Source organism: Geomonas diazotrophica (genome assembly GCF_018919385.1).
In the GTDB taxonomy this organism is placed as follows: Bacteria; Desulfobacterota; Desulfuromonadia; order Geobacterales; family Geobacteraceae; genus Geomonas; species Geomonas diazotrophica.
Genome location: NZ_JAHLMF010000001.1, coordinates 268,925 through 281,504 on the forward strand (window position 1 = coordinate 268,925; position 12,580 = coordinate 281,504).

Annotated in this window: 9 protein-coding genes; 3 read left to right on the plus strand and 6 right to left on the minus strand. The window is 63.5% G+C overall.

Features of this window, described 5'->3' with window-relative positions:
* Window positions 1–19: 19 nt before the first annotated feature.
* A complete protein-coding gene (locus KOM00_RS01035) occupies window positions 20–226 on the minus strand; it encodes a hypothetical protein (RefSeq protein ID WP_216496976.1) in 207 nt (68 codons plus the stop codon).
* A 541-nt stretch (window positions 227–767) separates the two neighbouring features.
* On the opposite strand from KOM00_RS01035, the gene KOM00_RS01040 reads away from it, so the two are divergent.
* Window positions 768–1,373 (plus strand): YajG family lipoprotein, encoded by a 606-nt coding sequence (locus KOM00_RS01040; RefSeq protein ID WP_216496977.1) that lies wholly within the window; start codon window positions 768–770, stop codon window positions 1,371–1,373.
* Window positions 1,374–1,433: 60 nt separating this feature from the next.
* On the opposite strand, the gene KOM00_RS01045 is transcribed toward KOM00_RS01040, so the two are convergent.
* On the minus strand, window positions 1,434–2,603 hold the full coding sequence (locus KOM00_RS01045; RefSeq protein ID WP_216496978.1) for an aminotransferase: 1,170 nt from the start codon (window positions 2,601–2,603) through the stop codon (window positions 1,434–1,436).
* Window positions 2,604–2,894: 291 nt separating this feature from the next.
* Here KOM00_RS01045 and KOM00_RS01050 point away from each other — a divergent pair, with 291 nt between their 5' ends.
* Window positions 2,895–4,544, plus strand: coding sequence for a methyl-accepting chemotaxis protein (locus KOM00_RS01050; protein ID WP_216496979.1), 1,650 nt, complete (start codon window positions 2,895–2,897; stop codon window positions 4,542–4,544).
* A 185-nt stretch (window positions 4,545–4,729) separates the two neighbouring features.
* Here KOM00_RS01050 and KOM00_RS01055 read toward each other — a convergent pair whose 3' ends face one another.
* Both KOM00_RS01055 and KOM00_RS01060 read right to left on the minus strand, forming a co-directional pair.
* Window positions 4,730–5,803, minus strand: coding sequence for a type IV pilus twitching motility protein PilT (locus KOM00_RS01055; protein ID WP_216496980.1), 1,074 nt, complete (start codon window positions 5,801–5,803; stop codon window positions 4,730–4,732).
* A 12-nt stretch (window positions 5,804–5,815) separates the two neighbouring features.
* On the minus strand, window positions 5,816–7,474 hold the full coding sequence (locus KOM00_RS01060) for an ATPase, T2SS/T4P/T4SS family (RefSeq protein WP_216496981.1): 1,659 nt from the start codon (window positions 7,472–7,474) through the stop codon (window positions 5,816–5,818).
* A 370-nt stretch (window positions 7,475–7,844) separates the two neighbouring features.
* Here KOM00_RS01060 and KOM00_RS01065 point away from each other — a divergent pair, with 370 nt between their 5' ends.
* Entirely contained in the window at window positions 7,845–8,849 is a 1,005-nt protein-coding gene (locus KOM00_RS01065) for a hypothetical protein (protein ID WP_216496982.1), read from the plus strand.
* Here KOM00_RS01065 and KOM00_RS01070 read toward each other — a convergent pair.
* Together KOM00_RS01070 and KOM00_RS01075 are read right to left on the minus strand one after the other, a co-directional pair.
* Window positions 8,846–11,281: a sensor domain-containing diguanylate cyclase gene (locus tag KOM00_RS01070; RefSeq protein ID WP_216496983.1), complete on the minus strand. Its 2,436-nt coding sequence runs from the start codon at window positions 11,279–11,281 to the stop codon at window positions 8,846–8,848. The two genes, KOM00_RS01065 and KOM00_RS01070, sit on opposite strands and share 4 nt — an antisense overlap.
* 13 nt (window positions 11,282–11,294) lie before the next feature.
* Window positions 11,295–12,368 carry a response regulator gene (locus KOM00_RS01075; protein WP_216496984.1) on the minus strand — a complete coding sequence of 358 codons (1,074 nt, stop codon included), beginning with the start codon at window positions 12,366–12,368 and terminating at the stop codon, window positions 11,295–11,297.
* Window positions 12,369–12,580: the final 212 nt, after the last annotated feature.

Genomic DNA, 12,580 nt, shown 5'->3' on the forward strand with positions numbered 1-12,580 from the left:
TGGTTCATTGCTTGCTGGTTTACTTCTTCATCCCCTGTTGTCTCTTTGCGTGTCCTTTTTTCTCCACTTCCTGCATCTTCTTGCTCCGTTCCATCTTGGACTGCGCTACCTTCTTGGCGTTCTGGACGCCCTGCCCTGTCTTGGGAGCCGTTCCCTTTCCGGCCGAAGCAGCATTCGCGGTTACCGCCAAGGAAAGGGACAGTATCAATCCCGCTGTCATCGTCATTAATCGCCTCATAACCGTTTCCTCCTTTACCCCCAGTCATTGTCATGTCGCCGTTTCAATCACAGGTCCGTCCCGTTTTTGGCTGAACCAATGCCCATGTATTTACAGGGACCGTGCCACATCGGTAAAAATAATTTTCATGTTATTTGTCGAATAGTTACGGCCAGGAAAGGAGTCGTGCGGGACGGCGAAGGCTGTCGCGACTTGAAAGTGCGACCGGAGGCACGGTGTGGGAAAATCCGCTCCAGTCGTGGATCCGCGCCCCCCGTATACGTTCAACGACAAGTGAATGTTTTTTTGCACCCCTTCGTGAAGTTATTTTCAAGATGGGGATGTGCTTCTCACCCAGGCATGTCCCGGGGAGAGAGGTGGCTGTCGTCAGAGTTTTCGAATTGTAATTGTTTTTTCTTCACTTTGAGGCCGGAGGAGATTACTATGAGCGCGGTAAGTGCCCGTGATCATTTCCAGTTGGTGGCGGCCGGCGCTTATGCTCCCGGTGACCAACTAAGCAGGCAGCTACATTCAATACAGAGGAGGGAGCATGAAGAAGAAGTTAGTAGCACTGGGGTTGACGGCTATCGCTGTGATGGGCATTAGCGGGTGCGCCATTACGACAGACACCATAGCGGTGAACTACCAGCCCCAGTCCGGGGTGACCGCCCTGCCGGGCGCCCAGTCGGTGGTGGTGGACGTGAAGGTAAAGGACAACCGGCTCATCCAGGACAAGGTCAGTTGCAAGAAGAACGGTTTCGGCATGGAAATGGCGCGCATCATAACTGCCGAGGACGTGAATGTTACCTTCAAGAAGGCTCTGGAGCAGGAGCTGAAGGCCCGCGGCTTCGCCATCGGCCCTGAGGCCCTGGTCACCGTGGACGCCGAGCTGAACAAGTTCTACAGCGACTTCAAGATGGGCTTCGTCTCCGTCGACGCCCTCGCCGAGTGCAGCCTCGGCGTCACCGTTAAAGGCAAGAAAGGGAACCTGCTCTTCTCCCGCCAGTACATGACCGAGGGAGCGGAGCGCAACGGCATGATCGCCGGCGGAGACAATGCGCGGCTCGCCCTGGAGCAGGCCCTCGCCCAGGGAATGCAGAAACTCTTCGCCGACCCCGCCTTCATCGCGGCGTTGCTGGACGTCTCCAAGAGCTGATCCCCCTCCCCGGCTCCGCCTTTCTCACCAAGCTGGGCGGAGCCGGGTATGTCTTGAGTTTCAGGTTTGGAATTTCCTGAACCTCTCCACCGCCTCGGGGATGGTCTCCTCGGTGATGTTCCCGAACGCGAGCCTCAGATACCCCTCCAGCCCCGGACCGAACACCTCGCCGGGCAAAAGAAGCATCCCCGATTCCTCGACCAACCGCTTCGCCACCTCCCGCCCGCTCTTTCCCGCGCAGGGGTGCCCCACCCAGCCGAAGAAAGGGCCGCTGGCGACCAGCCGGAAGGGGTTCCCCGGCTGCGCCATCTCGGCCCGAAACACCTCGTGGCGCCGCTCCATCATGACCCGGTTTTGCGCCACCCAATCGGAGAGATGCTCGAAACCGTAGCGCACCGCATGCTGGGTGACCCGGGGCTGGCAGACCGCCATGGTGTCCTGGGCCTTCAAGGCGTTTTCGATGAACCGCGCCGAGGCGGCCAGCATTCCGGCCCGATACCCCGTGAGCGCGAAGGTCTTGCCGAAGGAGGCGATCTGCACGAAATGGTCCCCCCAGGAGGGATCCCGGAACAGGTCGTGGGGACGGACGCCGCCGGTGATGAAACTGTTGTAGGTCTCGTCCAGCACCAGCGCCACGTTGCGCCGACGTGCCAGTTGATGGAGCTCCCTTATGGTTTCCGGCGGGGTCACCGCTCCGGTGGGGTTACTGGGGGTGACGAGGAGGATGGCCCGGGTCTTGTCGGTGATGAGGCCTGCGATGGCGGCGGTGTCGGGGAGGCCGCCGGTCGACTCGTCGAAGGGGGCGAAAACGCAGCGGATCCCAAGTACGGCAAGCGCCATGGGGTGGTCGAAGTAGGCGGGCAGCTGCACGATGACCTCGTCACCGGCACGGCACAGGGTCACCATGGCGAGCCAGAGCGCCTGACTTGCCCCGATGGTGAGGCAGATCTGGGAGGGATCGATGCAGGCGTCGTAGAGCCGCCGGTAGCCGCGGCAGATCGCCTCGCGCACCTCGGGGAGCCCCTCGTCGATGCTGTAGCGCGAGGTGAGCGGGTCGCGCATCACCTGTGCCAGGTGATCGATCAGCTCGGGCGGCGGCGGATAGTCGGGTATCGCCTGGCAGAGATCGATCAGTGCAAGCTTCGGGTTGGCGGCCGCGAGCCACCCCTTCACCTCCGAGATCGGCGGCGGGTGGACCCTCTCAATCAGTTCCGAAACGGGAAACTTCATACTCCCCCCCTTCACGAGCAACGGCGGCTTGGCCGCACGCCCCTTAATACAACTGTTGCAGTGCCTGCGGCAAGCAAAACTTAAAACCATTGGTCACGGAGACAATACGAGGGAATCTGAGGGAGACCGCTCGGTGGCCAAGGGTTTATCCCCAGGCTGGTAAACATGTAAACGGCAAATAATGTTAAAACCCGATCAGAAAGGTAAAGTTGCCCCGTCGAGCTGGCGATAAGCCATTCCACACCGGTAACCTACCGTGTTACCGGGGAAAAGCCCCTACGGAGGTAATTGATGCTAGCCAACCTGAGGATAGGCACACGCCTTTTCATCCTATTCAACACAGTACTTCTCTTCATCGTGCTGATCGGGGCAGCGAGCTACTGGAGCATGAGCAGGATGCAGTCCCACGTGAGCGACCTGACCAGCAACCGCGGCGCCCTGCAGGACAACTCGCAGCTCGCCCTGGCCCACATCAATATGATGAGGCGTTACGAGAAGGACCTCTTCCTGAACATGGGCGATCCCGCCAAGATGGCGGGGTACCAGAAGAAATGGAACGATACGCTGGGCAAACTGAACCGGTTGGTGGATTCCTCGCAGAAGCTTGTCTCCGCGCCCGGCTACCCAAGCGCCGCACGCGACCAGGAGTGCCTCGCCGCCATGCGCCGGGACATAGACGCCTACGCGACAGGATTCCGCAAGGTGGCCGGCCGCGTCGCGGCCGGGGAGATCATCACTCCGCAGGACGCCAACAAGGCGATTGAGGAGTACAAAACGGCGACGCACGATTCCGAAGCGTTGAGCATCCGGTTCGCCGACAACATGGAAAAGGAGATGGACGCGACCACGCAGCAGGCGGTCTCGACCAGCCATCGCCTGAAGGTGAGCATCCTCCTCTTCTCCGGCGCAGCCGCCTTCATTGCCTGGTTGCTCGGTTACCTGGCGGCACGCTCCATCACCGTGCCGCTCGCGAAGCTGGTCTTGGTGGCCCAAAGCATCGCCCGCGGCGATCTCGGATGCGAGGTCGCGGTGACCTCCCGCGACGAGACCGGCGAGCTGACCGCAGCGGTGCAGACCATGGCGCAAAACCTGCGCCGCATCATCGGAGAGGTTGCCGACCACGCGGCGCAGGTGGCCGCCGCGGCCGCACAGATGCACGGCACCGCGGAGCGCATCGCGGGCGGGGCCGAGCGCGTGGCCGTGCAGACGGGGGCGGTCGCAAGCGCCGGCGAGGAGATGTCGGCCACCTCGAGCGAGATCGCCTCCAACTCGCAACTGGCGGCGCAGGGGGCTCATAACGCCGCCGAGGCGGCCCAGGCCGGCGCCGCCGTGGTCGAGAACACGGTGACGGTGATGGCGCAGATCGCGGCGAAGGTGCAGGAGAGCGCCCGCACCGTAGAGAGCCTCGGGCAGCGCTCGGACCAGATCGAAGCCATCATAGGCACCATCGAGGACATCGCGGACCAGACCAACCTCCTGGCGCTCAACGCCGCCATCGAGGCGGCGCGCGCCGGTGAACAGGGGCGGGGCTTCGCCGTCGTGGCGGACGAGGTGCGGGCGCTGGCCGAGCGGACCACCAAGGCGACCCACGAGACCGGCGAGATGATCAAGGCGATCCAGCGGGAGACCAGGGAAGCGGTTGACGCCATGGAGCAGGGGGTGCGGCAGGTGGAGGCGGGGACCTCGGAGGCTTCGGGATCGGGGGGCGCCCTGCGCGAGATCCTGCAACAGGTGAGCTCGGTGGCGCTGCAGGTGCAGCAGATCGCCGTTGCCGCCGAAGAGCAGAGCGCGACCAACGAGGAAATCGCCGACAGGATGCAGCAGATCACCCTGGTGGTGCAGGAAACCTCGCAGGGGGCGCAGGACTCGGTGACCGCGGCGGCGCTGTTGAACCGCAACGCCGAGGAGTTGCAGCAGTTGGTGCGCCAGTTCCGGCTCTAGCGGGAAAGGCAATACCGAAAAAACCATTGGCCACGGAGAAAATCCGGGGAAATCCGAGAGAGGCTGCAAGACAATGCCTTTTGGTTTAACCCAAAAAGCCCGTGTCCGGTCTGCCTGTCTCGGATGTTCTCAGATCTGCTCCGTACCTACGCGCTGTAGCGAGCGTGGTCAATGGTCGGCTCGGTTCAGTGCTCCTGCGGCGGGGAGGTGAGGTACTGCTCGAACTGCCGCTTGTCCTGGCAGCAGCGGTACGCCTCCTCGGGCGCCACCTTCTTGGTCTTCAAAAGGTCCAGGATGTGCTGGTCCATGAGCTGCATGCCGTCCTTCCGGCCGGTCTGCATGATGGAGGGGATCTGGAAGGTCTTCCCTTCGCGGATCAGGTTGCCGATGGCGGGATTCCAGACCATGATCTCCTGGGCCGCGGCGCGCCCCTTGCCGTCCGCCGTCTTGAGAAGCTGCTGGCAGACCACCCCCTTGAGCGATTCGGAGAGGATCGCGCGCACCTGCTCCTGGGCGTCCTTGGGGAAGACGTCGATGATGCGGTCCACGGTCTTGGCGGCGGAGCTCGTATGCAGCGTGCCGAAGACCAGGTGGCCGGTCTCGGCGGCGCTCATGGCGAGGCTGATGGTCTCCAGGTCGCGCATCTCACCCACCAGGATGACGTCCGGATCCTCCCTCAACGCCGCCCTGAGGGCGCTGGCGAAGCTCTCGGAGTGCTCGCCGATCTGGCGCTGGTTGAACAGCGACATCTTGTTCTCGTGGATGAACTCCAGCGGGTCTTCGAGGGTGAGGATGTGCTCGCGCCGCGTGCTGTTGATCAGGTCGATCATGGCGGCCAGCGTGGTCGACTTGCCGCTCCCCGTCGGGCCTGTCACCAGCACCATCCCCTTCCTGAGCTTGGTCATGTTGCGGACCCCCTCGGGAAGACCGAGGTCGTCGGCGGAGAGGATCTTGCTCGGGATGATGCGGAACACCGCCGCGATGCCGCGATGCTGCATCATGTAGTTGCCGCGGAAACGCGCCAGCCCCGGAACCGAGTAGGCGAAGTCGAGGTCGTGCTTCTCCTCGAAGTGCTCGCGTTGCTTCGGGGTCAGTATCTCGTACAGGATCGCCTTCAGCTCCTCGTGCGAGAGGGTCTTGAAGTTCTGGCGCTCCATCTCGCCGCGCAAACGAAAGATCGGCGGGGAGCCTGCGGAAAGGTGCAAATCGGATGCTCCCGCGTCGTTTAGCAGCTTGAACAGCGCATCAATCCTTGCCATGTCTTATCTCCGTCACAGTATTATTGAAGCGACGTATTCGCCGGGGGCGATCTCGCCCCGCTCCAGGAGTTCCGCCCCCTCCTCCGCGATGCCGCGGAAGCCGGTGTCCCTCAGGTAGCGAACCACTTCGTCGCTGTTGCGGATCATCTCCAACGCCTCCAGGAGGTCCTTGTCGAACCGGATCACGTCCAGGAGGTACTTCTTGCCGCGGTAGCCGGTCTGGTCACAGGCCGGGCAGCCGGCGGGGCGGTAGTAGTTGCGGTCGCCGCCCCCCAGCCTGAGCGCCGCCAGCTCCTCGGGCGCCGGGACGTAGCGCTCCTTGCACTCGGGGCACAAAAGCAGCGCGCAACGGCTGGATACCACTCCCCTGATGTGGGTCGGAATAAGGAAGTTCTTCTGGATCAGGTAGATGAGCTGCTTCAGCACCTCAGTCTTGCTCGCCTGCGACATCCCCGCCACCACCAGCTTGCCGCGCATGACCGCCTTGCTCGCCGCGATGAAGGTGGGAAGGTCGGTCACGTCCTCGATCACCAGGGTGTCCGGGTCGTGCTCCAGGGCCGCCCCGATCACCGCGGCGCTGTCATCCACGCAGCAGCGGACGCTGGAAAGGCGGGGGAAGCGGGTCCTGCCGCGGCCAAGCCGGTCGCCGATCAGCAGCACGGTGCGGCCGGCATGGTCACAGGAATCGATGAAGAGGTCGATCAACCGGCTGCGCTCCTCGGCGGAGCGGCCGGCAAAGAGGATGAGCCCCTCCCTGGCGGCGGTGAGGGCCCCGAGGTCGTCGCGCTGGCGCGGCGTGAGCCCCAGGTCGTCCATGGTGCTCAGCTGGGGCGCGACGGCGTGCAGCCTGAGGGTCACGTAGTCGCCGCCGTCGCCGGCCATCAGCAGGGCCTGGAAGGGGATCTTCTTCCCCTGCCAGAGGAACTTCAGCACGCCGCTGGCCGCCCCCTCTCCCTCGGAGGGAAGGTTGGAGAGGCGCCGGATCCGCTCGGTCAGGCGGGCGTAGTGGGTGATGGCGATCCGGCCAAGCTCTGCGCTCTTGTGGCCGCTGCGCGCCAGCACGCGGACCTGGTCCCCCAGGGGCTGCAGGGCGATGCCGGTCAGCTTCTTCTGCACCACGCGCAGCAGCAGGTGATTCAGGAGCATGGCGCCGGTAAGGTCGGCGTTGATCGCCCCGAGGACGCTGGCGCTGAAGTGCCCGGAGGAAAAGCCCAGCTCCGGCTGGGTGACGTCCGGCCCGTACAGGGTCTCGTGCATCTCCCGGATTTCACGGATGAGGCCTACCGAGATGTTGACGTGGCAACCGGAGACGCGGGAGAGCTCCTCGATCGCCTCCTTGTCGAGCGGGTCGGCCATGGCCACCGACAGCTCGCTGCCGGAGAGGACCACCGGGCAGAGGCTGTGGCGCCTGGCCAGCTGGCCCGGGACCTTCTCAACGGCGGCGGGGTCGATGTTTTCCTTCTTGAGCCGTACGTAGGGGATGTTCAGCTGGTTGGCGAGCGCCCAGTCGATGTCCTCCTGGGTGACGACCCCCATCCGGACCAGCGCCTCGCCGACCCGGCATCCCGAGACCTTCTGCGCCTCGAGGGCGGCCCTCAACTCGTGCTCGGTGATGATCTGGGATTTGAAGAGTACCTCACCGATGGACCCTTCCTTGACAAGCCCGTTCATTGCATAACCTCCAGGATGCTGCAGGTGGCGGTGCCAGGGGCAAATGTACCCGAAAACAAATCAACTGACAATGACAATGGAGCAGACAAATCAATTGACAATTGACAGTGGACAATTGACAATGGCCGGACTCAATTGACATGTACGGTTGACAATTGAACGATGCCGACGCGGCAGGGCCAGTGACAAGGCCCGCGCTGCCAGATGGCACCAATACCCCGGATGCACTACCTCGGCCAAGCAGAACCTCAACGCAGATCCCTTTCCCGCTTATCTGTCAGTCGCGTTGCAAGTCACTGCCATCATTACAGAAAAAGACCACACATTGTCAATTGCCAATTATCAATTGTCAATTGAATAAGGAGTTTGCATGCAAAGAAAAGCCATCGCCCTGCTCTCGGGCGGCCTCGATTCCACCCTCGCCGTCAAGGTGCTCCTGGAACAGGGGATCGCCGTCGAGGCGCTCAACTTCACCTCCCCCTTCTGCACCTGCACCGGCAAGAACGCCGGCTGCAAGTCCGAGGCGGTGCGGGTGGCCGAGGAATTCAAGATCCCCATCAAGGTGATGCACAAGGGTGCCGACTACCTGGAGATCATCAGGAATCCCAAGCACGGCTATGGCAAGGGGATGAACCCCTGCATCGACTGCCGCATCTACCTGCTGCAAAAGGCCAAGGAGTACATGAAGGAATCCGGTGCCGACTTCGTGATCACCGGCGAGGTGCTGGGACAGCGCCCGATGAGCCAGCGCCGCGACACCCTGCGCATCATCGAGCGGGAGAGCGGCCTGGAAGGGCTCCTTTTGCGCCCCCTCTCAGCGAAACACTTCCAGCCCACCATCCCCGAGCAGGAAGGGTGGGTGGACCGCGAGAAGCTCCTCTCCATCTCGGGACGCTCCCGCAAGGAGCAGTTCGAACTGGCCGAGGAACTGGACGTGAAGAACTACCCCTGCCCGGCCGGCGGCTGCCTCCTGACCGAGCTTTCCTTCGTCGGCAAGATCCGCGACGTCTTCGACCACTCGGACCAGTTGAACCTCAGGGACTTCCGGATGCTGAAGCTCGGCAGGCACTTCAGGATCGGGCGCCGCACCAAGGTGGTCATGGGGAGAAACGAGGCCGAGAACGAGCTTCTGGAGCGGGCCATCCAGCCCGGCGAGGCGGCACTGCGCTGGAAGGAGGGCAAGAGCCCCCTGGCGGCGCTCATGGGCGAGAGCTCGCCGGAACTTTTGGAGCGCGCCGCCCAGATCCTTTTGCGCTACACCAAGGCGGAGCCGGGAGCCGCGGCCACCATCGCCGTCACCTGCGACGGCGCGGAAACCGAATTCGCCACTACCAACGCCATGGACGAGGCGGCCGTGGAGAGCGTCCGGCTTTAGGCCCCGCTCCCGCCGCAACACGCCCCCGGCTCCTGCTGGCTGATCCGGTACACGTTCTTCCCCTCCTGCTTGGCGCGGTACATCGCGCTGTCCGCGCAGCGCACAATGCTGTCGGGGTCCTCGCTGCAGCTCGGATAGATGCAGACCCCGATGCTCACGCCGACACCCGCCTCCGCCCCTTCCACCAGGAAGGGGCGGGCAAAGGCGTCGAGGATCCTCTCCGCCACCACCGTCGCATCCTGCGGCTCCGCCATCTTGGTAAGGATGATGGTGAACTCGTCCCCCCCCATGCGCGCCACCATGTCGCAGGCACGCACGCAGTCCTTGAGCCGCTGACCGGCCTCCAGGAGCACGGCGTCCCCGGCGGCATGGCCGAAGCGGTCGTTGATCTCCTTGAAGCAGTCCAGGTCGAGGTACATGAGCGCCATCGGGTGGTGGTAGCGTTTCGCCTCGGAGAGCGCGTGCCTCAGCCGGTCGAAGAAGAGCACCCGGTTCGGTAGCGAGGTGAGCGAGTCGTAGTGGGCCAGGGTCTCCAGCCTCGCCTTGGCCAGCTTGCGCTCGGTGATGTCGCGGAAGATCACCTGCAGCGCCCGCTCGCCGCGATAGACGAACGGCCCCACCCCCAGCTCCACCTCGATGCTGGTCGAGTCGTTGCGCAACAGCCGCTCCTCGATCCAGGGGGCGCTGCTGTCCCCCTGCTCAGCGTACAGCACCTGTTCCAGAAAGAGTTCCGCCGACTCCCGCTCGATGAACTCCACCATCTCCCGCCCCACGAGCTGGTCCGGTGACTGGCAACCCAGCAGCTCGCTCCCGGCGGGGTTGATGAAGACGAAGCGACGCCCGACCAGGATGGCGATGCCGTCCAGCGACAGCTCCACCAGGCGCCGGAAGCGCTCCTCGCTCTCTCCGATGGCCGCCACCATGTTGGTGAGCCGCTCCTCGGTCTTCGCCTTGACGGTCACGTCCTGCAGGGTCTCGATGGCGGCCACCACGTTCCCCTCGCTGTCCCTGATCGGGGCGGCGTCGAAGCAGAGGTAGCGCTGCTTCCCCTTGAGCCGGAACCAGCTTTCGGCCCGCAACCCTTCCGGTATCAGCTCGGAATCCGCGTAACATTGGTACAGGTCCGCCATCTCGTGCAGGGCGCCGTCCACCACGACGTCGGCCAGCACCCGGCGCTTTTCCGGGTAGAAGGCGCGCCATGCCTCCGCCCTCCCCACCTGGCTCTCTGCGGCAACCCCGGTCAGCTCCTCCATCGCCTTGTTCCAGATGATGACCCGGTGCTCCGCGTCGATGACGAAGCAGGGGAGCGCGCTGTGCTGCAGCAGCTGCACGGCGAAGCTCTTCTCGTGCTCCAGCCGGCGCCTTTGGCTGGTCAGTTCCTGCATCATCGTGTTGAAGGCCTGCACCAGCTCTCCGAACTCGTCCCGGCTTGGCGGCGGCATCGGTTCGAAGGAGGTCCCCTCCCCCATGCTGCGCACCCTGGCGGCGAAGGCCAGCAACGGGGTGGTCAGGCGCCCGACGAAGACCCAGACGAAGGCCAGGGCGACGGGAAGGAGTGCCGAAAGGCTGTAGAGCACCAGGGCACGGGCCCGGTAGATAGGCTCGTACGCCTCCGTGAGCGGCCGCTCCGCCGCCAGGATCCACCTGGTTGTCTGCAGCCTCTTGAAGGAATAGATCCCGTCGACGCCGGAGGGACCGACCATCTCCCCGCTCCCCTCGTAGCCGCCGATCACCCGGTCCAGGAGGTCATCCTTCCCCGGGGGGGGAAGCGGAAGCGGGAGCCGATCCCGATTGGGGTGCACGATCATCCGCCGTTGCTCGTTGAAGAGGAAGAAGTTGCCGCCATCACCGACCCGCAGCCGCCCCAACCGGCTCAGGAAGTTCTCCTCCGCGAGCTCCACCCTCCCCCCGAGCACCCCGATGACGTTGCCGTCGGTACCCAGTACCGGCGCGGTGAATACCACCAGGAGCCTTCCCCGCGCCGAGATCAGCGGCTCGGATATGAAGGGCTTCGCTGAGCCGACGGTGCGGATGAAGTATTCGCGGCTGGAGAAATCCTTGCCGATGAAGAGGGTTTGCCCCGGGGCCGAGGCGAGCAGGATCCCCTTGGGGGAATAGAAGCCGGTGCCGTCGCTGAAGACCTGGTGCAGGTCGAGGCGTGAGTCGAGGAAGTGCTGCAGGCGCTCCGGATCGGTCGCCAGGGAGGGGGGGATGCTCATGGCCACCGCGACCAGTTCCCGCTGCGCGGATGCGATGCGGTCGTCCAGGTCCGCGGCCATGGCGGTCACCACGGAATACTGGCGGCTGGCCATGCTGGCCTTGAACTCCTTGATGAAGAACATGAGGCCCAGTCCGGCGACCCCCGTGCTCACGATCACGATCAGGAGGAAGACCACCAGGGCCAGTTTTATTTTCAGGCTGAACCTAGCCATCGTTTCTCGGTTTTTAGTCGTTGTGGGTGGCGTAGATGGCCGCGAAATCGGCGGCCGTCGCCTCGAATGCCTCCAGGACCTGGGGGTCGAAATGATGGGGCATGGTCCTGCCATCCCCCTTGGTGATGATCTCCACGGTCCTCTCGTGATCCAGGGCGGGCTTGTAGACCCGCTTGCTCCTGAGGGCATCGTACTGGTCCACCAGCATGACGATGCGCCCCTCCATGGGGATCGCGTCCCCCACGAGGCCTCGCGGGTAGCCGCCGCCGTCCCAGCGCTCGTGGTGTGTGTTGGCGATGGAGGCAGCCATCTGCAGCACCAGGTGGTTGGAGCCGGCGAGGATCTTACCCCCGATGGTGGTGTGGCTCTTCATGATGCCGAACTCCTCCGTGGTGAGCGGACCGGCCTTCAGGAGGATGGCATCCGGGATGCCGATCTTGCCGACGTCGTGCATGGGCGAGGCCATGGCGATGCCGTCCACGAACTCGCGCGGCATCGCCAGCTGTTCGGCCAGCCGCTTGGCGTAGAGCCCGATGCGGGCGATGTGCTTGCCGGTATCCTCGTCCCTCAGTTCGGCCGCGGCAGTCAGCCTCTCGATGGTCTCGCGGCTCATGCTGCGCATCTGCACCAGCGCCTCGCCCAGTTCCCGGGTCCGGTCCAGCACCTGGCGCTCCAGCTCCGCCTTATAGTTTTTCTCCACCAGCAACAGCCTCTGGTAGTTGATCCCTTTTTCCACCGCGTAGATCAGGTAGGGAGTCTTGAAAGGCTTGATGATGAAGTCGAAGGCGCCCTTCTTGATGGCCGATACCGCCATCTCCAGCTCCGCGTACGCCGTCATCAGGATCACCGGGATGTCTTTGTCGAGTTCGTGGATCTGTTCCAGGAGCTCGATCCCCGACATCTGCGGCATGTTCACGTCGGTGAGCACGACATCGGGAGGGGATTGGCGCAGCAGTTCCAGCGCATCCATGCCGTTTGAGCAAGGGTGCACCTCGAAGCCGCTCACAGAAAGGAGCAGGGCAACGCTTTCCAAGACATATGGGTCGTCATCTACCAAGATGACGCGGCCTGATATAGCTGTTTCCATCACAGTTCTCCAATAGCTGGGGACGCTGAATCGTCTTCTTGTTAGTTTTCGGCAAATTTAATGGGAACTTGAGGGGGAGAATTCTAAGATAAGTCTAAGCGAGGTGGCGGAAAAGTCCGCGTGGGGGGAGCTATGGGAGCTATGGGAGCTATGGGAGCTATGGGAGCTGTGGGAGCTGTGGGAGCTGTGAGAGCTGTGAGAGGCAGGCAGGC